Source organism: Pseudomonas sp. NIBRBAC000502773 (genome assembly GCF_006517195.1).
In the GTDB taxonomy this organism is placed as follows: domain Bacteria; phylum Pseudomonadota; class Gammaproteobacteria; order Pseudomonadales; family Pseudomonadaceae; genus Aquipseudomonas; species Aquipseudomonas marginalis.
In genome coordinates this window covers 3048770-3073638 of sequence record NZ_CP041189.1, presented here as the reverse complement: position 1 = coordinate 3073638, position 24869 = coordinate 3048770, and the positions used below count along the sequence as shown (strand labels likewise).

27 protein-coding genes and 2 pseudogenes are annotated in these 24869 nt (G+C 61.3%); 17 read left to right on the top strand and 12 right to left on the bottom strand.

Going from position 1 to position 24869, the window contains the following annotated elements; genetic code table 11:
- The first annotated feature begins 63 nt into the window (after window positions 1-63).
- Together NIBR502773_RS14350 and sutA are read left to right on the top strand one after the other, a co-directional pair.
- Window positions 64-489, top strand: coding sequence for a secondary thiamine-phosphate synthase enzyme YjbQ (locus tag NIBR502773_RS14350; RefSeq protein ID WP_065938004.1), 426 nt, complete (start codon window positions 64-66; stop codon window positions 487-489).
- 102 nt (window positions 490-591) lie between these two features.
- On the top strand, window positions 592-918 hold the full coding sequence (gene sutA, locus NIBR502773_RS14345) for a transcriptional regulator SutA (RefSeq protein ID WP_027608315.1): 327 nt from the start codon (window positions 592-594) through the stop codon (window positions 916-918).
- 195 nt (window positions 919-1113) lie between these two features.
- On the opposite strand, the gene NIBR502773_RS14340 is transcribed toward sutA, so the two are convergent.
- From NIBR502773_RS14340 to NIBR502773_RS14315, 6 genes are read right to left on the bottom strand one after another with little or no spacing between them, the layout of a single operon-like run.
- Window positions 1114-1809, bottom strand: coding sequence for an HAD family hydrolase (locus NIBR502773_RS14340; protein ID WP_065938005.1), 696 nt, complete (start codon window positions 1807-1809; stop codon window positions 1114-1116).
- A complete protein-coding gene (xerC, locus tag NIBR502773_RS14335; protein WP_141156296.1) occupies window positions 1806-2705 on the bottom strand; it encodes a tyrosine recombinase XerC in 900 nt (299 codons plus the stop codon). The genes NIBR502773_RS14340 and xerC overlap by 4 nt, the downstream gene beginning before the upstream one ends.
- A 2-nt stretch (window positions 2706-2707) precedes the next feature.
- Entirely contained in the window at window positions 2708-3424 is a 717-nt protein-coding gene (locus tag NIBR502773_RS14330; RefSeq protein WP_065938007.1) for a DUF484 family protein, read from the bottom strand.
- Between the two features lie 13 nt (window positions 3425-3437).
- Window positions 3438-4268: a diaminopimelate epimerase gene (gene dapF, locus NIBR502773_RS14325; protein ID WP_065926685.1), complete on the bottom strand. Its 831-nt coding sequence runs from the start codon at window positions 4266-4268 to the stop codon at window positions 3438-3440.
- 3 nt (window positions 4269-4271) lie between these two features.
- Window positions 4272-5519 (bottom strand): diaminopimelate decarboxylase, encoded by a 1248-nt coding sequence (lysA, locus tag NIBR502773_RS14320; RefSeq protein ID WP_141156295.1) that lies wholly within the window; start codon window positions 5517-5519, stop codon window positions 4272-4274.
- Between the two features lie 9 nt (window positions 5520-5528).
- A complete protein-coding gene (locus NIBR502773_RS14315; RefSeq protein ID WP_010207449.1) occupies window positions 5529-5699 on the bottom strand; it encodes a lipoprotein in 171 nt (56 codons plus the stop codon).
- A 238-nt stretch (window positions 5700-5937) separates the two neighbouring features.
- Between NIBR502773_RS14315 and cyaY the strand changes: the two genes are divergently transcribed.
- The 3 genes from cyaY to rnk all read left to right on the top strand — a co-directional run bounded on the left by cyaY (window position 5938) and on the right by rnk (window position 7032).
- Window positions 5938-6270, top strand: coding sequence for an iron donor protein CyaY (cyaY, locus tag NIBR502773_RS14310; protein WP_027608321.1), 333 nt, complete (start codon window positions 5938-5940; stop codon window positions 6268-6270).
- Between the two features lie 2 nt (window positions 6271-6272).
- Entirely contained in the window at window positions 6273-6491 is a 219-nt protein-coding gene (locus tag NIBR502773_RS14305) for a DUF1289 domain-containing protein (RefSeq protein ID WP_141156294.1), read from the top strand.
- A 130-nt stretch (window positions 6492-6621) separates the two neighbouring features.
- The gene (gene rnk / locus NIBR502773_RS14300; RefSeq protein WP_141156293.1) at window positions 6622-7032 is read left to right on the top strand and encodes a nucleoside diphosphate kinase regulator; all 411 of its coding nucleotides are present in this window, start codon (window positions 6622-6624) and stop codon (window positions 7030-7032) included.
- On the opposite strand, the gene NIBR502773_RS14295 is transcribed toward rnk, so the two are convergent.
- From NIBR502773_RS14295 to NIBR502773_RS14285, 3 genes are all read right to left on the bottom strand, one after another.
- Window positions 7029-9869 (bottom strand): class I adenylate cyclase, encoded by a 2841-nt coding sequence (locus NIBR502773_RS14295; protein WP_141156292.1) that lies wholly within the window; start codon window positions 9867-9869, stop codon window positions 7029-7031. The two genes, rnk and NIBR502773_RS14295, sit on opposite strands and share 4 nt — an antisense overlap.
- Window positions 9870-10037: 168 nt before the next feature.
- A complete protein-coding gene (locus NIBR502773_RS14290; RefSeq protein ID WP_027608325.1) occupies window positions 10038-10292 on the bottom strand; it encodes a TIGR02647 family protein in 255 nt (84 codons plus the stop codon).
- Window positions 10293-10387: 95 nt separating this feature from the next.
- A complete protein-coding gene (locus NIBR502773_RS14285) occupies window positions 10388-10672 on the bottom strand; it encodes a hypothetical protein (RefSeq protein WP_027608326.1) in 285 nt (94 codons plus the stop codon).
- Window positions 10673-10797: 125 nt separating this feature from the next.
- On the opposite strand from NIBR502773_RS14285, the gene NIBR502773_RS14280 reads away from it, so the two are divergent.
- On the top strand, window positions 10798-11457 hold the full coding sequence (locus NIBR502773_RS14280; protein ID WP_141156291.1) for a glutathione S-transferase family protein: 660 nt from the start codon (window positions 10798-10800) through the stop codon (window positions 11455-11457).
- A gap of 37 nt (window positions 11458-11494) precedes the next feature.
- On the opposite strand, the gene argH is transcribed toward NIBR502773_RS14280, so the two are convergent.
- Entirely contained in the window at window positions 11495-12889 is a 1395-nt protein-coding gene (argH, locus tag NIBR502773_RS14275) for an argininosuccinate lyase (protein WP_065926679.1), read from the bottom strand.
- Between the two features lie 389 nt (window positions 12890-13278).
- On the opposite strand from argH, the pseudogene NIBR502773_RS31310 reads away from it, so the two are divergent.
- From NIBR502773_RS31310 to rsd, 8 genes and pseudogenes are all read left to right on the top strand, one after another.
- Window positions 13279-13395, top strand: a pseudogene (locus NIBR502773_RS31310) (sensor histidine kinase); the annotation flags it as partial.
- Window positions 13392-14138, top strand: coding sequence for a LytTR family DNA-binding domain-containing protein (locus NIBR502773_RS14270; RefSeq protein ID WP_027608329.1), 747 nt, complete (start codon window positions 13392-13394; stop codon window positions 14136-14138). The pseudogene NIBR502773_RS31310 and the gene NIBR502773_RS14270, both read left to right, overlap by 4 nt.
- 137 nt (window positions 14139-14275) lie before the next feature.
- Window positions 14276-15217, top strand: coding sequence for a hydroxymethylbilane synthase (gene hemC / locus NIBR502773_RS14265; RefSeq protein WP_141156290.1), 942 nt, complete (start codon window positions 14276-14278; stop codon window positions 15215-15217).
- A pseudogene (locus NIBR502773_RS14260) lies at window positions 15214-15971 on the top strand (uroporphyrinogen-III synthase). Before hemC ends, NIBR502773_RS14260 begins: the two are co-directional and overlap by 4 nt.
- A gap of 18 nt (window positions 15972-15989) precedes the next feature.
- The gene (locus tag NIBR502773_RS14255; protein WP_141156289.1) at window positions 15990-17114 is read left to right on the top strand and encodes a uroporphyrinogen-III C-methyltransferase; all 1125 of its coding nucleotides are present in this window, start codon (window positions 15990-15992) and stop codon (window positions 17112-17114) included.
- Window positions 17115-17119: 5 nt separating this feature from the next.
- Entirely contained in the window at window positions 17120-18361 is a 1242-nt protein-coding gene (locus tag NIBR502773_RS14250) for a heme biosynthesis protein HemY (protein ID WP_115485501.1), read from the top strand.
- Between the two features lie 236 nt (window positions 18362-18597).
- Window positions 18598-19119 carry a disulfide bond formation protein B gene (locus NIBR502773_RS14245; RefSeq protein ID WP_141156288.1) on the top strand — a complete coding sequence of 174 codons (522 nt, stop codon included), beginning with the start codon at window positions 18598-18600 and terminating at the stop codon, window positions 19117-19119.
- Window positions 19120-19328: 209 nt separating this feature from the next.
- A complete protein-coding gene (gene rsd, locus NIBR502773_RS14240; protein WP_141156287.1) occupies window positions 19329-19787 on the top strand; it encodes a sigma D regulator in 459 nt (152 codons plus the stop codon).
- Window positions 19788-19839: 52 nt separating this feature from the next.
- Here rsd and NIBR502773_RS14235 read toward each other — a convergent pair whose 3' ends face one another.
- The gene (locus NIBR502773_RS14235; RefSeq protein WP_141156286.1) at window positions 19840-20517 is read right to left on the bottom strand and encodes an FKBP-type peptidyl-prolyl cis-trans isomerase; all 678 of its coding nucleotides are present in this window, start codon (window positions 20515-20517) and stop codon (window positions 19840-19842) included.
- Window positions 20518-20709: 192 nt separating this feature from the next.
- Here NIBR502773_RS14235 and NIBR502773_RS14230 point away from each other — a divergent pair, with 192 nt between their 5' ends.
- Complete coding sequence (locus tag NIBR502773_RS14230; RefSeq protein WP_141156285.1) at window positions 20710-21855, top strand: AlgP family protein; 1146 nt, start codon at window positions 20710-20712, stop codon at window positions 21853-21855.
- On the opposite strand, the gene NIBR502773_RS14225 is transcribed toward NIBR502773_RS14230, so the two are convergent.
- Complete coding sequence (locus tag NIBR502773_RS14225) at window positions 21852-22316, bottom strand: TIGR02444 family protein (RefSeq protein WP_141156284.1); 465 nt, start codon at window positions 22314-22316, stop codon at window positions 21852-21854. The genes NIBR502773_RS14230 and NIBR502773_RS14225 overlap by 4 nt on opposite strands.
- 50 nt (window positions 22317-22366) lie before the next feature.
- Here NIBR502773_RS14225 and NIBR502773_RS14220 point away from each other — a divergent pair, with 50 nt between their 5' ends.
- Both NIBR502773_RS14220 and NIBR502773_RS14215 read left to right on the top strand, forming a co-directional pair.
- The gene (locus NIBR502773_RS14220) at window positions 22367-24277 is read left to right on the top strand and encodes an ATP-binding cassette domain-containing protein (RefSeq protein ID WP_115485506.1); all 1911 of its coding nucleotides are present in this window, start codon (window positions 22367-22369) and stop codon (window positions 24275-24277) included.
- A complete protein-coding gene (locus NIBR502773_RS14215; protein WP_003176850.1) occupies window positions 24277-24849 on the top strand; it encodes a mechanosensitive ion channel family protein in 573 nt (190 codons plus the stop codon). The genes NIBR502773_RS14220 and NIBR502773_RS14215 overlap by 1 nt, the downstream gene beginning before the upstream one ends.
- Window positions 24850-24869 lie beyond the last annotated feature (20 nt).

Below are 24869 nucleotides of genomic sequence, written 5' to 3'. Positions count from 1 at the left end.
GTATTCGGCACTTTGTTTTTTCCCAGAGCGCGCTAGAATGCGCGCCGATGGGCGGAGAACTGTATGTGGCAACAGACCCTGATTACCCTGCGGGCCAAGCCCCGGGGCTTTCACCTGGTGACTGACGAGTTGCTTGCCGGCTTGCCTGAGCTGAAGGCCTGCCGCGTGGGCCTGTTGCACCTGTGGCTGCAGCACACCTCGGCCTCGTTGACCGTCAACGAGAATGCCGATCCGGCGGTTCGTCGTGACTTCGAGCGTTTTTTCAACTCGCTGGTGCCACAAGGCCGCGCCGGGTTCGAACACAACGACGAAGGTCCGGATGATCTGCCGGCGCACTTCAAGGCCAGTCTCCTGGGCTGCCAGCTGAGTTTGCCGGTCAAGGCCGGCCGCTTGGCGATAGGGACCTGGCAAGGTGTTTATCTGGGCGAGCACCGTGATCATGGCGGTGCTCGTAAAGTCCTCGCCACCCTGCACGGTGATGGGGCATAAGCCACTGGTTATCCGGTGGATGTTGATTTTTTCCCGGTGACCTCGACAGAGGATGAAGCTGGGCTATAACTAATCTGCTTTTCGCAAGTCATGAGGTAGAACATGAGCGACGATGATCTGGAAAACGACGAACTCGAAGTAGGTGACGAAGACGACACCGAAGAAGGTCTTGAAGCGGCGGCGGAAGACGTTGCTGAGGACGACGGTGGTGATGACGCTCCTGTTCCAGCTGCCAAAGGCAAAGCCAAGGCTGCTGTTTCGGTAGACGAATTGCCGAGCGTTGAGGCCAAGAACAAAGAGCGCGATGCCCTGGCCCGTGCGATGGAAGAGTTTCTTGCCAAAGGCGGCAAAGTGGTCGAAGTCGAGCCCAATGTGGTTGCAGACCCGCCCAAGAAGCCGGATAACAAGTACGGCAGCCGACCTATCTAAGGTCAGCCTCCTGCTTGTAAGAAAAAGCCCGCCGTCGCTGCGGGTTTTTTCATGCCTGTAATAACCGGCTACAAGTCACCCCCAATCAAGTGTGGGAGGGGGCTTGCTCCCGATTACAGTAGGTCAGGCAATACATCTGGAGACTGATACACCGCTATCGGGAGCAAGCTCCCTCCCACATTTTTCTCACCTGTATTACTGCCAGCTACGAAGTAGCGCCGGCAACTCCGTCAGGCTGCGAATCTGTGCATCCGGGAGTTTATCTCCTTCCCACACCTTGCCCGACGGGTTGAACCACACCGCCCGCAGCCCCGCCTGCTGGGCTCCGGCAATGTCGTCCCCGGGGTGGTCGCCAACATGCACCGCCGCACTGGCATCCACACCGCCGCGCTGCAGCGCTTCGTGGAACAGCCTCGCATCCGGCTTGGCGATGCCGATATCTTCAGCGCGTAGCGCAAAGTGAAAGTAGTCCGCCAGGCCAACACGCTGCACATCGGCATTACCATTGGTGATCACACCCAGCAGAAAGTGCTGGCGCAGCGCTTGCAGCATCGGCTCGGCCTCAGGGAAAGGCGTGAGCTGATGGCGGGCGTGAATGAACGCTTCGAAACACACATCGGCCATTTCCGTGGCCTCAGGCTGTGGATAACCGGCCTCTTCAAACGCATGTATCAACACCCGATGGCGCAGGATACTGATGCGGTGTTTGAGTTCGGGATGCCGTTGCAGCACCTGTTGGCGCAGGCTGGCGAAATGCTCCAGGGGCAGGTCGCCCACCTTGGCGGCATGGGTGGCCAGCCATTCGCGCATCGACGCTTCGGCGCTGATGATGACGGGTACGTTGTCCCAGAGCGTGTCGTCCAGGTCGAAGGTGATCAGCTTGATGCTCATGAGTCGCCGTCCTTGATGCGTTTGGCCCGTGGATGGGCGCTGTCGTAGACCGTTGCCAGGTGCTGGAAGTCCAGATGGGTATAGATCTGTGTGGTCTTGATGTCGGAATGGCCAAGCAGTTCCTGCACGGCGCGCAGGTCCTGGGACGATTCCAGCATATGGCTGGCAAAGGAGTGCCGCAGCATATGTGGATGCAGGTTCTGCCCCAGCTCGCGTGCGCCGGCAGCCTTGACCCGTACCTGGATGGCGCGCGGCCCCAGGCGCCGCCCTTGCTGGCTGATAAACACCGCGTCGTCCACCGGGTTGGCCAGGGCGCGCAGCGGCAGCCACAGTTGCAGGGCTTCGCGGGCTTTCCTGCCTACCGGCAGCACCCGGGTCTTGCTGCCTTTGCCGAGTACTTGCACCAGGCCGTCGGCCAGGTCCAGTTGATCGAGGTTCAGGCCTGTCAGCTCCGACAGGCGCAGGCCTGAAGAGTAGAACAGTTCGAGGATCGCCTGGTCGCGATGGGCGAGGAAATCGTCCTCCACGGCGCCATCGAGTAATTGCAGGGCACGGTCGGTGTCCAGGGTCTTGGGCAGGCGTCGTTCGCCTTTCGGCGGGGCCAGGCCATTGGCCGGGTCGTGGTCGCAGAGGCCTTCGCGATTGAGGTAGTGATACAGGCCACGCACCGCCGATAGCAGGCGCGACAGGCTGCGCGAGGACTGGCCCGCCTGGTGCAGCCGTGCGATCAGGCTGCGCAGGCCCTGGATATCCAAGGCCTTCCAGCTGGTGACCTGCTGCTTTTCGCAATACGCCAGGACCTTGTTCAAGTCCCGTCGGTAAGCCTCCAGGGTATGGGGTGACACCTGGCGCTCGTTACGCAGGTGAGCGCAGTAAGCGTCCAGTTGCCGTTCCATGGCTAGCGCACCGCGCGCAGGGCGGTGGTGTGGCGCGGAAGGACGCGGCCCAGTACTTCGGCGATATAGGTGAGGAACAAAGTGCCCACCGAGCTCTTGTAGTGCGCGGGATCGCGGCTGGCGATGGCCAGTACGCCGTGCAGGCCTTGATGGCTGAGGGCGACGACGGCGGTAGAGCCGATCTGCTTGCGCTGTTCGGCGCCGAACAGGAAGTCCAGCTCGTGCTCGCGCAGGGTGCCGCTGATGGTCTTGCCTTCGGAAAGCAGGCCGCCGATCGCGGTTTGCGCGTCGCCGCCACTGACCCAGCGACCCACCGGCATCGGGTTGTCGCTGAACAGGATCAGGCTGACAAACGGCACCTGGAAGTCCTGGCGCAGGCTGTCTTCCACGGCGATGACCGTTTCTTCCAGGCTGGTGGCGTCCATCAGGGTAAGAATCAGGCGGCGGGTTTTCTCGAACAGACGGTCGTTGTCGCGGGCGACATCCATCAGGTGCGAGAGCTTGTGGCGCATTTCGATATTGCGCTCGCGCAGGATCTTCATCTGTCGCTCCACCAACGACACGGTGTCGCCGCGCTGGTGGGGGATGCGCAGGGCCGGGAGCAGTTCTTCGTGTTCGACGAAAAAGTCCGGATTAGCCTCAAGGTACGCCGCGACGGCAGCGGCCTCCAGACTTTCGCTCGGGGTTGCTTGTGCGGGTACTTGAGGCTTATCGGTCATTGGCTTGGCTCACTCATAGACGGACCTGTCCTTCGTATACGCGCGAGGCCGGCCCGGTCATCATCACCGGGTGGCCAGGGCCTGCCCACTCGATGGACAGGCGTCCACCGGGCAGGTCGATCAACAGGGGCGAATCCATCCACCCCTGGCTGATCGCGGCCACGGCAGCGGCGCAAGCACCGGTACCGCAGGCCTGGGTTTCGCCGGCGCCACGTTCCCACACGCGCAATTGCGCACGGGAACGGTCGATCACCTGCAAAAAGCCCACATTGACCCGCGCCGGAAAACGCGGGTGGTGTTCGATTTTCGGCCCCAGTTCATGCACGGGGGCAGTGTTGATGTCGTTGACCCGTAGCACCGCATGGGGGTTGCCCATGGACACGGCAGCGATGTCGACGGTCTGGCCGTCAACGTCCAGCGGGTAGCTGGCGGCCTGCTCGGTCGCCTGGAACGGGATATCCGCCGGCACCAGGCGTGGCGCGCCCATGTTGACGCTGATCTGGCCGTCGCTGCGGATATCCAGCTCGATCACGCCGCTCTTGGTCTCGACGCGAATCTGCCGCTTGGCGGTCAGGCGCTTGTCGAGCACAAAGCGTGCAAAGCAGCGCGCACCGTTGCCGCACTGTTCCACTTCGGAACCGTCGGAGTTGAAGATCCGGTAACGGAAATCCACCTCCGGGTTGCTTGGCGCCTCGACGATCAGCAATTGGTCGAAGCCAATCCCGGTATGCCGGTCGCCCCACTGTTTAGCGTGCTTGGGCAGGATGTGTGCGTGCTGGCTGACCAGGTCGAGGACCATGAAATCATTGCCCAGCCCGTGCATCTTGGTAAAACGCAGCAGCATGGCTTACTCCGGCAGCAGGCTTTCGCCAGCATACAACTCGGCTACCGTCTCGCGGCGACGCACTTCAAACGCTTGATCACCGTCCACCAACACCTCGGCGGTACGTCCGCGGGTGTTGTAGTTGGAACTCATGACAAACCCGTAGGCACCGGCCGAATGCACGGCCAGCAGGTCGCCTTCTTCCAGGGCCAGTTGACGATCCTTGGCCAGGAAGTCGCCGGTCTCACAGATAGGGCCGACAATGTCGTACGCGCGGGCTTGGGTGTCACGAGGCGTCACGGCGGTGACATTCATCCAGGCCTGATACAGCGCCGGGCGGATCAGGTCGTTCATCGCCGCATCGACGATGGCGAAATCCTTGTGCTCGGTGTGCTTGAGGTACTCGACCTGGGTCAGCAGCACGCCGGCGTTGGCGACGATATAGCGCCCCGGCTCGAACATCAGCGTCAGGTCGCGGCCTTCGATACGCTCGCGCACGGCCTGGATATAGTCGGCGATCGCCGGTGGCTCTTCATCGCGATAACGCACGCCCACGCCACCACCGAGATCGATGTGGTGCAGGTAGATGCCGCATTCGCCCAGGCGGTCGATCAATGCCAGCAGGCGGTCGAGGGCATCCAGGAACGGCGGCAGTGTGGTCAGTTGCGAGCCGATATGGCAGTCGACACCCAGCACTTCCAGGTTCGGCAACTGGGCGGCGCGGATGTACACGTCTTCGGCGTCGGCAATGGCGATGCCGAACTTGTTCTCTTTGAGACCGGTGGAAATGTACGGGTGGGTGCCGGCATCGACGTCCGGGTTGACGCGCAGTGAGATCGGCGCACGAACACCCATCTCGGCCGCGACGACTTGCAGGCGTTCCAGCTCGTCGGTGGATTCGACGTTGAAGCAATGTACGCCGACTTCCAGGGCCCGGCGCATGTCCTCGCGGCTCTTGCCGACGCCGGAGAACACGATCTTGTCGGCCTGGCCGCCGGCGGCCAGGACCCGTTCCAGCTCGCCACGGGAGACAATGTCGAAACCGGCGCCCAGACGCGCCAGGACATTCAGTACACCCAGGTTGGAGTTGGCCTTGACTGCGTAGCACACCAGGTGCGGTACGCCCTCGAGAGGGTCGGTGAACGAGCGGTATTGGGCTTCGATATGCGCACGGGAGTACACGTAGGTCGGGGTACCAAAGCGCTGGGCAATCGCGGACAACGCCACGCCTTCCGCGAACAGCTCGCCGTCCCGGTAGTTAAAAGCGTCCATGGAGCTCCCTTATTCGTAGGTGTCGTGCTTATGCGCTTTGGAGGGCTTTTGCGACGATTGCGCCTGTTCATTCGGGTCTTTGCTGTCATCGGGCAGGTACAGCGGGCCTTTTTGACCACAGGCACTAACGAGGCAAGCGACCGCGACGAGCGCAGCAAGGGAAGAGATCAGGCGCTTCATGGCGAAATCCTTGAATATGCATTAATTGCGCCCGAGTATACCGACCACCCGCCAGCTTGCCTATGCGCTGAAATACCCGTCCGGCGGGGGTTTGCCGAGATGGCAGGGAAGCGGACTACGCTGGTTGAGGATATTTCACGCCGTCAATCGCGTTGAAATCGGTATCCTTTGCAATCGGCGGGGCTCGCCCGTATCGTGCGGCGCTTGAGCAAAACCAGACACTTTTGAGGTTGCCACAATGAGTTTGACCGAAGCCCGTTTTCACGACCTGGTGGATGCGACCCAGCAGGCGCTGGAAGATATTTTCGACGACAGCGGCTTGGACGTGGATCTGGAAAACTCGGCCGGGGTGTTGACCGTCAAGTTCGAGAGCGGCCAGCAACTGATCTTCAGCCGTCAGGAACCGCTGCGTCAGCTGTGGCTGGCGGCGCGCTCCGGTGGCGTCCACTTCGACTACGACGAAGAAAGCGGCAAATGGCAGTGCGACAAGAGTGAAGAGTTGCTGGGCGAGATGCTCGCGCGCCTGGTCCACGAATATACCGGCGCCGAGCTGGATTTCGACGAGATTTGACCGTGACCCAGCCTGCACCCGCACGCCCACCCAAGCCGCTGTTCAGTAATGTCAGCCCGGCGGTGCCGTCACCTTGTATCAGTTTGTGTCGCCTGGACGAGCAAAAAGTCTGCCTCGGCTGCTTCCGTCATGTGGAAGACATCCGTGAATGGCGCTCCGCCGATGATCAGCGGCGCCGAGTGATCGTGGCCCAGGCCGAGCAACGCAAGGCCACGCTTTGAGCCGTCTTGTTTATTTACGGTGCTGTGGTAGTGTCCGGATACGCCTCAACTCATCGAGGCCTGTGAGAACCCCGCCTTTTCCTGGCGGGGTTTTGCTTTTTTGTGCAGAAAAAAGGAGTCTGCCTGAATCATGACCGCACCTTCCATCATCCTCACCCGTCTTGATGTGCAGCGTCTTGAGCAATTGATCGACCGTATGGACGAGACGCAGCCGGGCGTTATTGCACTGCAAGCCGAACTCGACCGCGCCGAAGAAGTGGTTGGCCACGATGAAGTGCCTGCAACGGTCGTGACCATGAACTCCAGCGTGCATTGCCGTGAGCAAGGCAGCGGCAAGGACTACCACCTGACCCTGGTCTATCCGAAGGATGCAAATGCCGATGCGGGCAAGATCTCGATCCTGGCCCCGGTGGGCAGTGCCTTGCTCGGCTTGCAGGTGGGTCAACACATTGATTGGCCAGCACCCGGCGGCAAGACCCTCAAGCTTGAACTGCTCAGCGTTGAAGGTCAGCCCAAAGACGGCGGTGCCTTCCCGCTCTAAACCTGATTCAACGCCGCATTGAGTGCCTGTTCCAGCTCGGCCTTGTAGCGCAGGTACAGGTTGCTCGGGCTTTGCACATCACCGAGCAGGCCCGACAGGTCGAGGTCGGTGATGTAGCAGCGATAGCGTTCGGTTTCCCGGCGTTGACCGACGATCTCCTGGGCGACCACGGCAAATAACTGGTCGCCGAATTCCAATTCGGAAAACTCCCGCTGATTGCAGTACAAGGTAATGCCCACCTGGCCCGGTGCCGCCTTGCCGATAATCGCCTGCACGTCATAAAACGGTTTGTCGGCAGGGTTCTGCGGGGCCGGCCGCGACTCCACCCCGCGCGCCCGCGTGTTGCCTGACGGTAACAGTTGGTAGTACAAGATTTGCACCTCACCCAACGGTTGTTGCGTGTCCAGGGGCGACAGCGCTTCCCGGCGGTAGATGATCGACTGCAAAAAACGCTGCAACGGCGCCAACAGGCTCTGCTCATCATGAAACGGCAGGCGTTGCTGCCAGAGCGCGTTGAATTCATCCAGCACATACAGCTCGGCGAAGCCTTCGTTGACCCGGTAGAACACCTGCACGCAATCGGCCATGCCCATGGGCAGCAGCAGCGCCAGGTCGTGGTCTTCCAGGGCCATGGCGTCCAGATGCAGCGGGCTGTAGCTGGCCAGTTCTTCGCTGAGGTAGGCAACCAACGCATCCTGGGTCGCCAGTGATACGTGGGTGGCCTGGCCCGGCATCAACTCCAACACGTGATAGTGCTGCTGCACCTGGAGCACGTAGCGGTGATTGCCTTGTCCCAACAACAGGTGCTGCGCGGTGTTGAAGATTTCTTCCACGCGCTGGGCAATGAACTGCGCACGGTTGTGGCAGAAGCAGCGCACCCGCAGCCGAGGCAGATGATCCGGCGGCAATTGGTTGAGGTAGTCGCGCAGGCAGTCGAGCAGCGCATGGGTGCCGTCGTAGCGGCTCACCATCACCTCGTTCCAACTGTTGAGCGTGACCTGGTCCAGGGTCAGTACCAGGTTGTCGCGCACACCGGCATAACTCAGGGAGTCGGTGCGCTCGGTGGTCATCAGGATATTCAGGTCGCGATGATGCTTGAGTGGGTCGACGCCGACGTTGATCAGCAACAACACTTCCTCGGGCACCGCCGAGCGCAGCAGGCGCGCTTCATCAACGCTGGCCAGGGGCAGGGCGATCGTCTGTTGCAGGCTGCCCAGCAGGTTGAACAGCTCGAATTCGGTCATGTCGCTGGTGCCGGGGTGCAGCGCCAGGCGTGTGCTGCTGTCGATGACGCCGTTGCGGTGGCACCAGGTGAGCATTTCCAACAGGTCGCGGCTGCGCTTGATCGGCGCGAAGTGCTCCCATTCCAGGGCCGTGAGGTTACCGTTGTACAGGCCCCAGTGGTGCTGGCCGGGCTCCTTGCGGTTGGGCGATTGCACCAGGGTCAGGGTGTCTTCGGCCAGGTCCGGGGCGATGCCGGGGTTGATGAATTCAACCTTGCCGGCCTTGCGTTCAAAGGCGGCATACAGGCGCCGTCCCAGCACATTGAGGTCGCGCTTGTTGATCAGGCTGACCGTCTGTTCGGTGCGGGCGAACTGGGTCAGGAAGCGATAGCTGTAGTTCAGCTCGCTGACCAGGGCGCGGCGCTCGGAGGCCACCTGCCGCACTTTCCACTGGCTGCGGCTGTCCAGCAGCGCCAGTTGGCGTTGGTCCCAGCCCCACTCGTGGGCCAGGCGCTCCAGCAGCAGGCGTTGCCAGCCGGTGGCGCGCTGGCCGGTGCTGAGCTTGCAGTTGACCTTCAGGTACAGGGCACGACGCACCAGCTCCAGGCGCTCCGGTTCGTTGCGGGCCTTGAGGTATTCCTCGATACGGCGGTACACCACGATGTACGGGTCCAGCTCATCCAGGTCCATGTGGTTGGCGAACACCGCGCGCTTGAAGCGCAGGCTCAGGCAGTGCACGTTCGGGTGTTCGCTGGCGTAGACCTCGGTCAATAGCAGCTTGAGCACCGACTTGTAGGGCGACTCGATGCCCTTGAACAGTTGCCACAGCCCGGCACCGATGAATTCACCGGGAGGGATACGCGCCAGGTGGCCGAGGTCGAGGGTTTCATCGGCGCGGATAAAACGCTTGGAGATCAGTGTGTGGGTGAATTCCGCATAGCGGGTCTCTTCATACACCGGCACCAGCCACCAGATCGGCGTACGCCCGGCCAGCCAGATCGCTGTGCGGTAGAACTCGTCCAACAACAGGTAGTGCTGGGTCGTGCCGCAGTCGTCGGAGCTGAGTTGGGTATCGCGCTCGCCAAGCACAAAGCGCGTCGGCTCGATCAGGAAGAAGTGCGCTTCTGCGCCCATACCCAGGGCCCAGGCTTCCAGCAGTTGGCATTTTTTGCGCAGCTCGGCGAGCTCGTTTTCGCCCAGGTCGGGAGCGTGGCACACCCACACATCCATGTCGCTCTGGTCGGCTTGGGCGAGGGTGCCGAGGCTGCCCATCAGGAACAGGCCGTGGATCGGTTTGGGTTGATTGACCGGGCGCGGCTTGTAGGAGAACGAGCGGGTCAGGCGCTGGGCTTCGGTGAGTGCCTGGGCGTCGGGCTCGAAGTTCGACAGCCCGGCCGGCGTGCTGCCCGATACATAACCCGGCAACAGCGGATGATTGACGTGAAAAAACAGCGGCAGCAGGGTCAGTACGCTTTGCTGGCGCGGCGTCAGCCCTTCGATGGCACGAGCCATGCGACCTTCATTCAGGGCCATGAAGCGCGCGCGCAATTGGGCCAGCACCTTGCGGTCGATGCCTTCGTCCAGGTCAGGGCGGATTTCATGGGTGCGGGTCATGTCGAACTCGGTGGCTCGCAGGGCCCGACGCGGGCGGCCATGTGGGAGTTTACAGCCAGTCGCGTAGGAGGTTTAGAGGGAAATGGTTTTTGACGTCAAAAACCGGGCCATTCCACAGCAGCGCCCTCGGAATCCGCGAGAGGCGGACTCCATGGGCGGTATACGGTATCAGGCGGCTTCTTTGGTGTTGGCGGTGCTCAGGATGGTCAGCAGGGTTTGGGCCTGCTCTGCAGCGTCCCGGCCAAGGCTGGTCAGGTAGCCTCCGTCCGGTTGGTCGATAAGCCCTTTCGCATGGAGACGCTTGGCAGCGGCGATGGCAGAGGGAGCAGCGGTCTGATGGACTTTCAGACCTTCCTTGGTGCTGTCCAAGGGGAAGAGTACAAGGATTTCCAGTTCGGCAACCAACTCAGGGGTATACGACATAAGGACTCCAGACTTTCTAAAATTTATTAGAGGCTAGCAGGCCATAAGGTGAACGCACTTTGCCGAACTGTCCAGCGTGTTGCGGTGTGCCGGGATTATTCCTTTTCGGGCGGCAGCTCAGGCAGTGCCCGCAGTGCTGTTTCATACCATTCGGTATTGAAGGCGCGGTCCTCATCCAGCATCGCGTCGATTTCGAAAGCCAACACGTGAGCCATGAGATTCAGGATCTCTTCACGCTCATAGCCCACCAGGGTCAGCTTATTGAACGTGGCCTTGGCGGCAGGCGGATTGTCGCTTTCGATCTGGTTTTCGATCGCTTCGATCAAGGTGTTTTCGGTGAACGCTTCTTCGTCGCTGTCGATATCGGTCGGCTCGCTCATGGCAGGCTCCTCAAGGAAAGGGCGCCAGTCTACCCCCATTCAGGCAGGTGATGCTGCTGGTCAGGCTGGCCCCGGGGATCTATAACTCCTGCAGCCAACCCCGCACACGGCCTGGAGGCTTTGCGATGCTCAAGCTTTACGGATTCTCGGTCAGCAACTACTACAACATGGTGAAACTGGCACTGCTGGAGAAGGGCCTGGCTTTTGAGGAGGTGCCCTTTTATGCCGGACAAACCCCTGAGGCCCTGGCGGTCAGCCCCCGTGGCAAGGTGCCGGTGCTGGGCGTGAAGCAGGGGTTTATCAACGAAACCAGCGTGATCCTCGAATACATCGAGCAGACCCAGGAAGGTTCGTCGCTGTTGCCGGCCGACCCATTCCAGCGTGCCCAAGTGCTGGCATTGTGCAGGGAAATCGAGCTGTACATCGAATTGCCCGCCCGCGCGTGTTTTGCGGAGGCGTTTTTCGGTATGCCGGTGCCGGAGGCGATCAAGGAGAAATCCAGGGCTGAGTTGCTGCTGGGGATCGGCTCTTTAGGCCGTCACGGCAAGTTCGCGCCTTATGTGGCGGGGGAGGGCTTTACGATTGCGGATCTGTATTTCATGTACAGCGTGAACCTCGCCTGTGCGGTGGGCGAGAAGCTGTTTGGCCTGGACCTGTTGGCTGAATTGCCGGCGGCCAGAGTGTTGCTGGAGCGACTGCATGCCATGCCTAATGCGCAGAAGGTGGCGGCGGACAGGGAGGCCGCGATGCCGGCGTTCATGGCGATGGTTGCGGCCAAAAAGTGATCAAATGTGGGAGAGGGTTGCCCCCCTCCCACCTTTTTCAGCGGCTGGCGAGCAGGGCCTGGCCGCGAGCGACCGCAGCCTTCACCTGTGCCGGCGCGGTACCGCCCACGTGGTTACGGGCATTCACCGAACCTTCCAGGGTCAACACGGCAAACACGTCCTGTTCGATCTGGTCACTGAACTGGCGCAGCTCTTCCAGGCTCATTTCCGCCAGGTCCTTGCCGGTGTCGACGCCGTATTTCACCGCATGGCCAACGATCTCGTGGCAGTCGCGGAACGGCAGGCCACGGCGTACCAGGTAGTCCGCCAGGTCAGTCGCCGTGGAGAAACCGCGCAGAGCCGCTTCACGCATGATCGCGTGCTTGGGCTTGATCGCCGGGATCATGTCGGCAAACGCGCGCAGCGAGTCGCGCAGGGTGTCGGCGGCGTCGAACAGCGGTTCCTTGTCTTCCTGGTTGTCCTTGTTGTAGGCCAAAGGCTGGCCTTTCATCAGGGTCAGCAGGCCCATCAGTGCGCCGAATACACGGCCGCTCTTGCCACGCACCAGTTCGGGCACGTCGGGGTTTTTCTTTTGCGGCATGATCGAGCTGCCGGTGCAGAAGCGGTCCGGCAGGTCGATGAACTGGAATTGCGCACTGGTCCACAGCACCAGCTCTTCGGAGAAACGCGACAGGTGCATCATCGCGATGCTGGCGGCGGCGCAGAATTCGATGGCGAAGTCGCGGTCCGATACGCCGTCCAGGGAGTTGCCGCCGACGGCGTCGAAACCCAGCAGTTGTGCGGTGTACTCGCGGTCGATCGGGTAGGTGGTGCCGGCCAGGGCTGCGCTGCCGAGCGGCATGCGGTTGGCGCGCTTGCGGCAATCTACCAGGCGCTCGTAGTCGCGGCTGAGCATCTCGAACCAGGCCAGCAGGTGGTGGCCGAAGGTCACGGGTTGTGCGGTTTGCAGGTGGGTGAAGCCGGGCATGATGGTGTCCGCCTCACGCTCGGCCTGCTCCAGCAAGCCTTTCTGCAAGCGGGTGATTTCGGCCAGGATCAGGTCGATTTCATCGCGCAGCCACAGGCGGATGTCGGTGGCCACCTGGTCGTTACGGCTACGACCGGTGTGCAGTTTCTTGCCGGTCACACCGATACGGTCGGTGAGACGGGCCTCGATGTTCATGTGCACGTCTTCCAGATCGACACGCCAGTCGAACGTACCGGCTTCGATCTCACCGCGGATGGTGGTCAGGCCATCGATGATGCTGTCGCGCTCGGCGTCGGTCAGGACGCCGACCTTGGCCAGCATCGTCGCGTGGGCAATGGAGCCCATGATGTCGTGGCGGTACAGGCGCTGGTCAAAGGTGACGGAGGCGGTGAAGCGGGCGACGAAGGCGTCGACGGGTTCACTGAAGCGGCCGCCCCAGGACTGGTTGGTCTTGTCGGTGCTCATGGGTTCGCTCGTGGTCTGCTTATTAAGAGGCATGAAAGTGTGGCGGCGATAATAACAGGGTTGCTCTTGGAGGCGGTGCTGCGGGTCGTCGGCATTTTTATTTGTGCAAAGGATGGCTAAGTGCCTTGCCGCCGACCGCGTCCGGGACGAGACTGGAGGCAGCTGCTTATTGATACGATATTTGACGATTGAGCAATATCGTCTCGGCGAGCGTCTACAGTTGGACTGATAGTGTGTGAATGCACCAAAGTCGGGTAATGCGGTCAGAGCCTGACTATCCATTAAAAAGGGGGGTATTCGGATTGTGTATCAGCAAACCCTACGACGATGCCCGAAGGCAGCAGGTCTTGGGCGCTATTGAACAGGTCCGGGTAAATATGGGTGCCGCTGTCAGGGCACTTTTTGCCGCTCGCGCTAGTCTTAGCGTGGATCGCTGTGACGCAAGTCACCGCACCTGTCTACGCTATCCTTGTGCGAGACTCACGCAGGAATCCAGCGCTATATGAATGTCCTGATCGTTGATGACGAACCCCAAGCCCGCGAGCGACTGAGCCGTTTGGTCAGTGAACTCGAGGGTTATACAGTCCTTGAACCGAGTGCCACCAGCGGCGAGGAGGCGTTGACGTTGATCGACAGCCTCAAGCCGGACGTGGTGTTGCTCGATATCCGCATGCCGGGCCTCGATGGCCTGCAAGTTGCTGCCCGCCTGAGTGAGCGCGAATCGCCACCTGCCGTGGTGCTGTGCGCCGCTCAAGAAGAGTTTGCCGCGCAGGCACTGGAAGCCAGTGGTGTCAGCTTCGTAGTCAAGCCAGTGACTGCCGAGGCCTTGCTCAGGGCCCTGAAGAAAGCCGAACGTCCCAATCGCGCCCAACTCGCTGCCCTGACCCAGCCGGCCGCCCAAAGCGGCAACGGGCCGCGCAGCCATATCAGCGCCCGCACACGCAAAGGCATCGAGCTGATCCCCTTGGACCAGGTGGTCTACTTCATTGCCGATCACAAGTACGTGACTCTGCGGCATGAGGCTGGCGAAGTGTTGCTCGATGAGCCGCTCAAGGCCCTTGAGGATGAATTCGGTGACCGCTTCGTGCGAATCCACCGGAACGCGCTGGTGGCCCGTGAGCGAATCGAGCGCCTGCAGCGCACGCCCCTCGGGCACTTTCAGTTATTCCTCAAAGGGCTTAACGGGGATGCGTTGATCGTCAGCCGTCGCCATGTCGCCGGCGTGCGCAAGATGATGCAGCAGCTTTAGCCCGAGGGTTTTGGCAAGCCTGTAGTCATTATCCCGGTGCGACGTGGCCAGGGAGGCCCCGCACTTGCTGATTCAAATCAAGGCGTATTTGCCTGAGCTGTTATTATCTGCCGTATCTATTCAGTACGGATTGATCCATGTCCTCTCGCGAAATCCGCATCGCCACCCGTAAAAGCGCCCTGGCCTTGTGGCAGGCCGAATACGTCAAAACACGCCTTGAGCAGGCCCATCCCGGCCTCAAGGTGACCCTGGTGCCCATGGTCAGTCGCGGCGACAAGCTGCTCGACTCGCCGCTGTCGAAGATCGGCGGCAAGGGCCTGTTCGTCAAGGAACTGGAAACCGCGCTGCTGGAAAACGAAGCCGACATCGCCGTGCATTCCATGAAAGACGTGCCCATGGATTTCCCCGAAGGCCTGGGCCTGTTTTGCATCTGTGAGCGTGAAGACCCGCGTGACGCCTTCGTTTCCAATACCTTTGCGTCTTTGGATGATTTGCCTCTGGGCAGCATTGTCGGCACCTCCAGCCTGCGTCGCCAGGCACAACTGTTGACCCGTCGTCCGGACCTGCAGATTCGCTTCCTGCGCGGCAACGTCAACACCCGCCTGGCCAAGCTGGATGCCGGTGAGTATGACGCGATCATCCTCGCCGCCGCAGGCCTGATCCGTTTGGGCTTCGAAGACCGTATCACCTCGGCCATCAGCGTCGAAGACAGCCTGCCTGCTGGCGGGCAAGGTGCCGTGGGCATTGAATGCCGCACCGCCGATATTGAAATCCACGCGCTGCTCAAACCCCTGGATCACCATGAGACCGAAGTGCGTGTCACGGCCGAACGCGCCCTGAACAAGCACCTCAACGGTGGCTGCCAGGTGCCGATCGCCTGCTACGCCGTGCTCGAAGGTGAAAACCTGTGGCTGCGTGGCCTGGTTGGGGATCCGGATGGGGGCACTCTGCTGACTGCCGAAGTGCGTGGTCCGCAGCGTGATGCCATCGCCCTGGGTGTCCAGGTGGCTGAAGAGCTGCTGGACAAGGGCGCTGGCGCCATTCTGCAAAAAGTCTACGGCGAGGCCGGCCCGCAGTGACCGATTGGCGCGTGCTGCTGACACGGCCTGCCGAGGAATCGGCGGCCCTGGCGGCGGCGTTGTCCGAAGCCGGTATCTTCAGCAGCAGCTTGCCTTTGCTGGACACTGAACCGTTACCCGTTACCCCTGAACAACAGTCCGTCTTCGGCGATCTTGGTCGCTACTGTGCGGTGATCGTGGTGAGTAAATCGGCCGCGCGGCTTGCCGTGCAGCAGCTGGATCAAGCCTGGCCGCAACTGCCGTGGTTCAGCGTCGGTGCGGCCACCGCGCAGGTCCTGGCTGATCACGGCCTTCCCGTTCACTATCCCCAAACCGGCGACGACAGCGAGGCCTTGCTTCAATTGCCTGCGTTGCGCGAGGCTATCGCACGGCCCGGTGCGCGGGTGTTGATCCTGCGCGGCGAGGGGGGCGGGAGCTGCTGGCTGAGCGTTTGCGCGAGCAAGGTGCTAGTGTCGACTACCTGGAGTTGTATCGCCGTTTCCTACCGGATTACGACACGGGCGTACTGACCCAGCGCATCCAGTTGGAACGCTTGAACGGCCTGGTGGTCAGCAGTGGGCAGGGTTTTTTGCACCTGCAGGCCCTGGCCGGATCCGATTGGCCACAGGTGGCGCAGCTGCCGTTGTTCGTGCCCAGCCCGCGAGTCGCCGAGATGGCGCGGGCCGCTGGCGCAGAAAAAGTTGTGGATTGTCGCGGCGCGAGTGCCGCGGCTTTGTTAGTGGCGTTACGGAGTCATGCCGTTCCCACTCTCTGATACGCAAAGGACGGATACGTGAGCGAAACAGCCTTGCCTAAAGATGAAACCCAACCCGCACTTGATGCGCCGGTTGAGTCACCGGTCACCGCGCCGCGCCGCGGCAATGGCCTGGCAGTTGTCGCCCTGCTGCTTGGCGCTGCGGGTGTTGCGGCCGGCGGTTGGGGTCTCTGGCAGGTTCGTGCCCTGCAAGCCAGCAGCCAGCACCAGCTGGGCCAAGTGCAGACCCTGGATGACCAATCCCAGGCCCTCAAGCAAAGCCAGCAACAACTGGCTGCACGCCTGGCGCAACTGCCGGGTGCGGATGAGCTCGAGGAGCGCCGTCGCCTGGTGGCCCAGTTGCAGGGTGACCAGCAGCGCTTGAGCCAGCGCCTGGAAACCGTGCTGGGTGCCAGCCGCAAGGATTGGCGCCTGGCTGAGGCCGAGCACCTGATTCGCCTGGCGAGTTTGCGCTTGTCTGCCTTGCAGGACATCAACAGCGCCCAGGCGTTGGTCCAGGGCGCCGATGAGATTCTTCGCGAGCAAAGCGATCCGGGCTCCTACGCCGCGCGCGAGCAGTTGGCCAAGAGCCTTGCTGCGTTGCGCAGTACTGAGCAGCCGGATCGCACCGGGCTGTATCTGCAATTGGCAGCCTTGCGTGATCAGGTCGTGCAACTGGCGGCCATCGCCCCTGAGTACCAACTGACTGAACCCGCATCCCAGGGGCGTCCAAGCACAGATACAGACAACCGCTGGAGCCAGTGGTGGGAGCAGATTTCCCGGTACTTCCGCATCGACTTCAACCCCGACGACAACATTCGTCCACTGCTCGCCGGTCAAGGCCTGAACCAGGTACGCCTGGCCCTCAGCCTGGCCCTGGAGCAAGCACAATGGGCGGCACTCAATGGTGAATCGGCGGTGTACAGCCGCTCCCTGGGTGAGGCACGCAGCGTGTTGCAGGACAACTTCAACCAGGACAACCCGCAGAGCAAGGCGATGCTGGCGCGTATCGCCGAGCTTGAGCCCAAGGCTGTCTCGGTGGTGACACCGGACCTGGCGGCGAGCCTGGCTGCGGTGCAGGCGTACCTCGAACGTCGTCATCTGTCTGCCGACGAAGCCAAGGCGGCTGCCACGCCGGCGGCCCCGTCGGCGAAGCAGGAGTAGAGCCGATGAAGCGTTTCTATGTGATCCTGGTGCTGGCGATTGCAATCGCCCTGGCACTGGCTGTGGGCATTTCGAAACACACCGGCTATGTGTTGATTACCTATCCTCATGTGCTGCACTACGAGTCGAGCCTATGGGCTACCGTGGTGGCGGTGTTTGTCTTCGGCCTGGCCATCTACTTGATCCGCGTATTGCTGAGCCTGGTCACCACCTCGGGTGGCGTGGTCAACCCGTGGTCGCGACGTAACCGCAGTCGCCGCGTGCAGATCGCCATCGAACAGGGCCAGATGGACCTCGCCGAAGGCCGTTGGGCCAGTGCCGAACGTCACCTGCATCGTGCCGCCGAAGCCGAGCGCCAGCCATTGCTGTACTACCTGGGCGCGGCCCGGGCGGCGAATGAGCAGGGCCGTTATGAAGAATCGGACGGCTTGCTCGAGCGCGCCCTGGAGCGTCAGCCCCAGGCCGAGCTGGCGGTTGCCTTGAGCCATGCGCAGTTGCAATTGGACCGTGGCGACACTGATGGCGCCCTTACCACCTTGCAGGCCATGCACGAGCGCCATCCCCACAACGGCCAGGTGCTGCGCCAATTACAGCGTCTGCACCAGCAGCGTGGCGACTGGTCGTCGGTGATCCGCCTGTTGCCGGAGCTGCGCAAGGACAAGGTGCTGCCCGCCAGCGAATTGGCCGAACTGGAGCGACGTGCCTGGGGTGAGAACCTGAGCCTGGCGGCCCAACGCGAAGAGCAGGGCGAAGCCGGCTTGCAGTCTCTTGAGCGGGCCTGGCAACAACTGACTTCCGCCCAGCGCCAGGAGCCGCAGCTGGTCCTGGCCTATGCCGAGCAACTGCGTCAACTGGGCGCCGATGCCAAGGCGGAGGAAGCATTGCGCGGTGCCATCAAGCGCGGCTACGACAGCCACCTGATTCGTCTCTACGGCCTGCTGCGCGGCAGTGACCCTGCCCGGCAATTGAAGTTTGCCGAAGGCTGGCTCAAGGATCACCCGGGCGATGCCAGCCTGTTGTTGACATTGGGTCGTCTGTGCCTGCAAAACAGCCTGTGGGGCAAGGCGCGGGATTACCTGGAAAGCAGCCTGCAGGTGCAGCGTAATCCCGAGGCCTGTGCCGAACTGGCGCGGCTGTTGGCCCAGTTGGGTGACACTGAACGCAGCAACCAGCTGTTCCAGGAAGGCCTGGGCTTATTGGATAACCGCTTGCTGGCGTCTCCGCTGCCAGCTCCTGCCCGAGTTTGATGTAAGAAGAAGTCTAGGGTTGGCTCAGATATTTCTGATGGCCAGCCCTTCAATGCTGAGCGTATGCCGGCCCTGAGGGGCTTTGAAGCAAACTCCTACGTTCATGCGCTTCAAGTCTTCCATTCTCTGACGGGATGTCCCTACGTTCTCACGGAATCGTCTGCTCTGGCGCGTATTGAAAGGGGTCAGGCCTTTCCTCTAACGTAACGACCTATCTCTCGCGATGCGGATAAAGCATGTCTTTGGCCCCTTCACGCTCCTTGTTTTTCCTTGCGTTCATGGCGGGTGCGCTGACGTTGGGTGCGTCCTTCTATCTTGAGTTCGGTGCCTCGTTACGCCCTTGTTTTCTGTGCCAGATGCAAAGGGCCTTTCTGGCTGCCTTCACGCTGATCAATCTGGTCGCCGCCATCCACAACCCCAGGCGTTTCACTTTTTACCTATATGGGGTTACGAGCATGGTCTGTGCGTTGCTGGGTGCCATCACCGCAGTACGCCAGGTGCTGCTGCAAAATGCCGCAGCGGATCAGGCCGCAGAATGCTGGCCCAGTCTCAGTCACATGCTCGAGAACCTGTCGCTGTGGCAGGCGTTGCAATTGACGGTCAAAGGCACGGTCGATTGTATGGAAATAAGCTGGACGCTATTTGACCTGAGCCTTCCCGAGTGGAGCCTGTTGTTCTTCCTGAGCATGTTGATCCTCGGTGTCATGCAATTTTCCCGACTGTTTTTGAGCCGTCCATTGCGCTCAGCGAGGCGCTGATCGGAGGCCGCAGTTTGTAGGACGGGATTAAACACTTGTATGAACTTTCTCTCCTGCGTACCTTGAAGCCATAGTCATGGGGGCATAATCTGGCCCGCACGCGTTATTGAAACCGTTTGTCAGACGCGGCCTTGTCCCGCTGCTGTTTTATCCTTGAAGTGTTGCGCGGGCATCAGGCGGCAGCGCCCCTATAGGGAAGAGAGATCATCATGCTGGAAAGTTGTCAGAATGCTCAGGAACGCTGGGGTGGGGTGCACAAGCTGATCGACAGCTGGTTGAAAGCACGTCACGAACTGGTTCGGGCCTTTGATGCTCTTGGCGCCAAGCCCGAGGCCCTGGCTGAGAATCGCAAGCCGTTGCAGGAATTCTGTGAAGTGTTGGTGGACTATGTGTCTGCTGGCCATTTCGGTGTCTACGAGCAGCTGACCAAAGAGGCGGAAGCCTTCGATGATAAGCGTGGTCTGGAACTGGCCGAGACCCTTTACCCGCGTATCGATGTCATCACTGAGAAACTGCTGGCATTCACCGATCTGTGTGACGCCGGCCAGTGCGTTGCTGAGAAATTCAAGGAGTTGGGTGGCCTGCTCCATGAGCGTTTTGAACTGGAAGATTGCCTGATCGAAGTGCTCCACAACGCCCATAAGGAAGAAACGGCCCCCCAGGCCTGACCTTTGCGGGCGAGATAAAAACGGTGCGCATGGCGCACCGTTTTTTATTGGCTCAATGACGGGTACCGAGTAATTCGATCTCGAATACCAGTGGCGTATATGGCGGGATCAGCTCGCCGGCACCGTCGCCTCCATAAGCTTGGGTCGATGGGATCACCAGGCGCCATTTGGCCCCGACCGGCATCTGCTGTAACGCGCTGCTCCAACCGCTGATCACACTGTCCAGGCGAAACCACTGGGGTTGTGTGCTCTGATCGAAAACCGTGCCATCGGGCAATCGCCCAACGTAGTTCACCTGGACCTGATCATTTGCGCCAGGCTTGTTACCCGTGCCGGGTGTCAGTTCAGTGAGCAGGATGCCATCGGCCAACTCACGCACTCCTTTCGCGGCTTTTTCCTTGGCTAAAAACTGCTGCTCGGCGGCAAGTGCCTTTTCACTTTCAGGCGCTTGGGCATCGGCTTCGGTCTGCGCTTCGTGCTCGGCAAGAATCTGTTCGATGCGCGCGTTATCCAACGCCAGCGGCTTGCCTTGATAGGCTTGCTTGAGACCGTCGATCAAGGCCTGGATCTGCAGGTCCGGGACTTCCTGGCGCAGGCGCTCACCGAGGCTGGCGCCCAGGCTGTAGGCGAGGTCGTGCTGATCTTGGGGCGTAGTTTTTGACGGTGATTGCTCGCTCGCATTGGCCGCGGAAATCGCCAGGCACAGCACAAGGAAAAGGTAACGCGACATGGGCATTCTCCTGCCGAAAGTGCGACGGATTATGCCAGTGCGTGTGCGTAAAAAGTGCCGTGTGTTTTCGTTATATCGATAAGAATTTTCGCACGTTGCAACGCAACGCAAACGATACTGTCAACATGCCCTAGCGGCGGTAAGAGCAGAGGGCTAGTATGAGCCGCACCCACGTCAGCCAGGAGGTAAACCATGTCGGCCAAACAGAAGCCTGTAAATACCCCGTTGCATTTACTCCAACAATTGTCGGGCAGCTTGCTCGAACATCTGGAAAGCGCATGTTCCCAAGCGTTGGCCGATGCAGAAAAACTGCTCGCCAAGCTGGAAAAACAACGCGGTAAAGCGCAAGAAAAACTGCACAAATCCCGCACCAAACTGCAAGACGCCGCCACTGCCGGCAAGGCCAAGGCACAGGCCAAAGCCAAAGACGCAGTAAAAGAACTCGAAGACCTGCTGGACGCTCTCAAGGATCGTCAAGCTGAAACCCGCACCTACATTTCCCAACTCAAAAAAGATGCTCAAGAAAGCCTGAAGCTGGCCCAGGGCGTTGGTCGTGTGAAGGAAGCCGTAGCTAAAGTGCTGGGTGCCCGTGCACCGGCTAAAGCGCCAGCCAAGCCAGCGGCTAAAGCCACTGTTGCAAAACCCGCTGTGAAGCCAACTGCCAAAACTGCTGCTGCAAAACCAGCCGCCAAGCCAGTTGCCAAAACTGCTGCTGCAAAACCAGCCGCCAAGCCAGCTGCCAAAACCGCTGCTGCAAAACCAGCCGCCAAGCCAGTTGCTAAAACCGCTGCTGCAAAACCAGCCGCCAAGCCAGTTGCCAAAGCTGCTGCTGCAAAACCGGCTGCCAAGCCAGCTGCTAAAACCGCTGCTGCAAAACCAGCCGCCAAGCCAGCCGCCAAGCCAGCTGCCAAAACCGCTGCTGCAAAACCGGCTGCCAAGCCAGCTGCTAAAACCGCCGCTGCAAAACCAGCCGCCAAGCCAGCTGCCAAAACCGCTGCTGCAAAACCGGCTGCCAAGCCAGCTGCTAAAACCGCCGCTGCAAAACCAGCTGCGAAGCCAGTTGCCAAGACCGCTGCAGCAAAACCAGCCGCCAAGCCAGTTGCCAAAACTGCCGCTGCAAAACCAGCCGCGAAGCCAGCTGCCAAAACCGCAGTTGCAAAACCAGCCGCCAAACCTGCTGCTACAAAGCCAGCCGCCAAGCCTGCCGCTGCGAAACCAGCACCGGCCAAGCCAGCAGCACCTGCTGCTACTCCGGCAGCGACCACCGCTCCAACCGCATCGGCCAGCAGCACCCCTGCACCGGTAGCGCCAAGCACCACCCCAACCAGCGCTTCCTAAGTGCCGGTGATCATGACGCGCAGCTGCTGCAGCGCGTCATGGTCAAGGTCGGCGGCATCCTCAGCCGCCAGTCCTTCCAGCCACCGCGGTTGAGTCATCTCCCCTTTCGGCCATGCCTGTGTCAACGCTTCCAGGCGCGTCAGCAGTTGCCGTTCGGCATCCAGTTCCAGGGCTTTGACTCGCTCGCGCAGCGCCGCCAGTTGCTCATCCTGCTGCACCATGGCGCGCCATTGCACACGCAACTGCCGCAAGGGTTCGATCACCTGCGCCTGCCACGGTCGCGCCAGCTGTTGCAGGATGCGCATGCGCTCCTGCTCGAGTGCCACACCCCGCTGTTCCAGCCATGCGCCGCAGAGCAACAGGCACACGTTCGCCCCTTGCTCCTGCAAGTGCAGGCAGGCAGCTTCGACGCCCGGGCGGGCGTAAGTCGAGAGAGCAAAGCTCCACAGGTCAGCGTTCATATTCACACCCAAGCCAGCAGCCAACGAAGCTGGTAGACTCCGCCGCCATTATGATCCGACTTCAAAGCCTAACATTACAGCGTGGCCCGCAACGTCTTCTCGAAGACGCCGAGCTGACCCTGCACGCCGGTCACAAAGCCGGCCTGATCGGTGCCAACGGCGCCGGCAAATCCACGTTGTTCGCCCTGTTGCTGGGTGAGCTGACCCCGGATTCCGGGGACTGCTTGCTGCCGGCCGACTGGCGCATCGCCCATATGCGCCAGGAGATCGACACCCTGGACCGCATCGCGATCGACTACGTGCTCGATGGCGACCTGCGCCTGCGCCAGGTGCAACACGACCTGGCCGAGGCCGAGAAAGTCCAGGACGGCGCCGCCCAGGCCCGCCTGCACGCGGAACTCGACAGCGCCGATGGCTACACCGCCGACGCCCGCGCCCGCAAGATGCTCGCCGGCCTTGGCTTCACCAACGAACAGATGGATCGTCCAGTCGCCGACTTCTCCGGTGGCTGGCGTATGCGCCTTAATCTGGCCCAGGCGCTGATGTGCCCCTCGGACCTGCTGCTGCTCGACGAACCGACCAACCACTTGGACCTCGATGCGATCCTGTGGCTGGAGGACTTCCTCAAGAGCTATCAGGGCACCTTGCTGCTGATTTCCCACGACCGGGACTTCCTCGACGCCGTGGTCGACAACATTGCCCACGTCGAACAGAAGAAGATCACGCTCTACCGTGGCGGCTACACCGCGTTCGAACGGGCGCGTGCCGAGCGCCTGGCCCAGCAGCAGCAGGCGTTCGAGAAGCAGCAGGCGCAGCGCGCGCACATGGAAAGCTACATCGCCCGGTTCAAGGCCCAGGCCACCAAGGCCCGCCAGGCCCAGAGCCGGATCAAGGCGCTGGAGCGCATGGAGGAACTGTCGGCGGCCCACGTCGATTCGCCGTTCGACTTTGTGTTCCGTGAATCGGTGAAAATCTCCAGCCCGTTGCTGGACCTCTCGGATGCACGCCTGGGGTATGGCGAGAAAACCATCCTGGAGAAGGTCAAGCTGCAGCTCACCCCAGGTGCGCGCATCGGTTTGCTCGGCCCGAACGGCGCGGGCAAGTCGACGCTGATCAAGAACCTCTCGGGCGAGTTGCAACCCCTGGCCGGTCGTTTGACCCGTGGCGAGAACCTGGTGGTGGGCTACTTCGCCCAGCATCAGTTGGACTCCCTCGACGCCAAGGCCAGCCCGCTGCTGCACCTGCAACGCCTGGCGCCGACCGAGCGCGAGCAAACCCTGCGCGACTTCCTCGGTGGCTTTGACTTCCGTGGCGCGCGCATCGATGAGCCGGTGCTGAACTTCTCCGGTGGCGAAAAAGCCCGCCTGGCCCTGGCGTTGATCGCCTGGGACCGCCCGAACCTGCTGCTGCTCGACGAACCGACCAACCACCTCGACCTGGAAATGCGCCTGGCGCTGACCATGGCCTTGCAAGAGTTCAGCGGTGCGGTCCTGGTGGTGTCTCACGATCGCCACTTGCTCAAGAGCACCACCGACAACTTCCTGTTGGTAGCGGATGGCAAGGTCGAAGAGTTCGACGGTGACCTGGACGACTACGCACGCTGGCTCACGGACTACCGCCTGCGCAATGCGCCGGTCAGCAACACCCCGGTCAACCCGGACAAGACCGACAAGAAAGCCCAGCGCCAGGCCGCTGCCGCACTGCGCCAGCAGTTGGCGCCGCACAAGCGCGAAGCCGACAAGCTTGAGGCCGAGTTGGGCAAAGTGCACGAGCGCCTGGCCAAGATCGAAGCCAGCCTGGGCGACAGCGCCGTGTACGAGGCTGCACGCAAGGATGAGCTGCGCGACCTGTTGGCCGAGCAGGCCAAGCTCAAGGTGCGCGAAGGACAATTGGAGGAAACCTGGATGGAAGCCCTCGAACTGCTCGAAACCCTGCAAGCGGAGCTGGAGGCGCTGTCCTGATGGAGGCCTTGCAACTGCCGTTGCCTGCGCAATGGATCGAGCCTGTATGGATCGGTGTGCAAATCCTGCTGATCCTGCTGGCCGGCTACCTCGCCCAGCGGTTTGTCGCCAAGGGCCTGACGCGCCTGGGTGAGCGCTACCCGTTTCCGCCACAACTGCTGATGCCCCTGCGTGGCGGATTGCGTTGGCTGATCATGGGCAGTGCGTTGATATTTGTGCTGGGCCGGCTGGGTGTTTCCGCTACGGTGTTGTGGACCGCGCTGTCGGGGTTTGTCGCAGTGGCGGCAGTGGCGTTTTTCGCCATGTGGTCGGTGTTGTCCAACCTGCTGTGCGCGATCCTGATCTTTACCGTCGGACCGTTTCGCCTCGGTGACATCGTCGAGTTGGTGGATACCGTCGACAAGCCCGGCGTGAAGGGCAGGGTAGTGGCAATCAACTTGCTCTACACCACACTGATCGAAGTGGAAGCGGCAGGCACCGACAGCGCCATCGTACAGGTGCCTAACAGCCTGTTCTTCCAGCGCTCGGTGCGGCGTTGGCCCGGCACCCATGTGTTCCCGGGCGACCGCTAGCGTTTACATCCTGTAAAAAT

What these genes read in the sequence shown, in the direction of transcription:
- NIBR502773_RS14330 (WP_065938007.1), bottom strand. Translation starts at nt 3,424, where the DNA reads ATGACCGATAAGCCTCAAGTACCCGCACAAGCAACCCCGAGCGAAAGT.
- NIBR502773_RS14315 (WP_010207449.1), bottom strand. Translation starts at nt 5,699, where the DNA reads ATGAAGCGCCTGATCTCTTCCCTTGCTGCGCTCGTCGCGGTCGCTTGC.
- NIBR502773_RS14225 (WP_141156284.1), bottom strand. Translation starts at nt 22,316, where the DNA reads ATGAACGCTGACCTGTGGAGCTTTGCTCTCTCGACTTACGCCCGCCCG.
- NIBR502773_RS14230 (WP_141156285.1), top strand. Translation starts at nt 20,710, where the DNA reads ATGTCGGCCAAACAGAAGCCTGTAAATACCCCGTTGCATTTACTCCAA.
- NIBR502773_RS14235 (WP_141156286.1), bottom strand. Translation starts at nt 20,517, where the DNA reads ATGTCGCGTTACCTTTTCCTTGTGCTGTGCCTGGCGATTTCCGCGGCC.
- NIBR502773_RS14340 (WP_065938005.1), bottom strand. Translation starts at nt 1,809, where the DNA reads ATGAGCATCAAGCTGATCACCTTCGACCTGGACGACACGCTCTGGGAC.
- NIBR502773_RS14350 (WP_065938004.1), top strand. Translation starts at nt 64, where the DNA reads ATGTGGCAACAGACCCTGATTACCCTGCGGGCCAAGCCCCGGGGCTTT.
- NIBR502773_RS14270 (WP_027608329.1), top strand. Translation starts at nt 13,392, where the DNA reads ATGAATGTCCTGATCGTTGATGACGAACCCCAAGCCCGCGAGCGACTG.
- NIBR502773_RS14290 (WP_027608325.1), bottom strand. Translation starts at nt 10,292, where the DNA reads ATGTCGTATACCCCTGAGTTGGTTGCCGAACTGGAAATCCTTGTACTC.
- argH (WP_065926679.1), bottom strand. Translation starts at nt 12,889, where the DNA reads ATGAGCACCGACAAGACCAACCAGTCCTGGGGCGGCCGCTTCAGTGAA.
- hemC (WP_141156290.1), top strand. Translation starts at nt 14,276, where the DNA reads ATGTCCTCTCGCGAAATCCGCATCGCCACCCGTAAAAGCGCCCTGGCC.
- NIBR502773_RS14215 (WP_003176850.1), top strand. Translation starts at nt 24,277, where the DNA reads ATGGAGGCCTTGCAACTGCCGTTGCCTGCGCAATGGATCGAGCCTGTA.
- NIBR502773_RS14250 (WP_115485501.1), top strand. Translation starts at nt 17,120, where the DNA reads ATGAAGCGTTTCTATGTGATCCTGGTGCTGGCGATTGCAATCGCCCTG.
- NIBR502773_RS14280 (WP_141156291.1), top strand. Translation starts at nt 10,798, where the DNA reads ATGCTCAAGCTTTACGGATTCTCGGTCAGCAACTACTACAACATGGTG.
- NIBR502773_RS14295 (WP_141156292.1), bottom strand. Translation starts at nt 9,869, where the DNA reads ATGACCCGCACCCATGAAATCCGCCCTGACCTGGACGAAGGCATCGAC.
- NIBR502773_RS14245 (WP_141156288.1), top strand. Translation starts at nt 18,598, where the DNA reads ATGTCTTTGGCCCCTTCACGCTCCTTGTTTTTCCTTGCGTTCATGGCG.
- cyaY (WP_027608321.1), top strand. Translation starts at nt 5,938, where the DNA reads ATGAGTTTGACCGAAGCCCGTTTTCACGACCTGGTGGATGCGACCCAG.
- rnk (WP_141156293.1), top strand. Translation starts at nt 6,622, where the DNA reads ATGACCGCACCTTCCATCATCCTCACCCGTCTTGATGTGCAGCGTCTT.
- rsd (WP_141156287.1), top strand. Translation starts at nt 19,329, where the DNA reads ATGCTGGAAAGTTGTCAGAATGCTCAGGAACGCTGGGGTGGGGTGCAC.
- xerC (WP_141156296.1), bottom strand. Translation starts at nt 2,705, where the DNA reads ATGGAACGGCAACTGGACGCTTACTGCGCTCACCTGCGTAACGAGCGC.
- NIBR502773_RS14285 (WP_027608326.1), bottom strand. Translation starts at nt 10,672, where the DNA reads ATGAGCGAGCCGACCGATATCGACAGCGACGAAGAAGCGTTCACCGAA.
- dapF (WP_065926685.1), bottom strand. Translation starts at nt 4,268, where the DNA reads ATGCTGCTGCGTTTTACCAAGATGCACGGGCTGGGCAATGATTTCATG.
- lysA (WP_141156295.1), bottom strand. Translation starts at nt 5,519, where the DNA reads ATGGACGCTTTTAACTACCGGGACGGCGAGCTGTTCGCGGAAGGCGTG.
- sutA (WP_027608315.1), top strand. Translation starts at nt 592, where the DNA reads ATGAGCGACGATGATCTGGAAAACGACGAACTCGAAGTAGGTGACGAA.
- NIBR502773_RS14220 (WP_115485506.1), top strand. Translation starts at nt 22,367, where the DNA reads ATGATCCGACTTCAAAGCCTAACATTACAGCGTGGCCCGCAACGTCTT.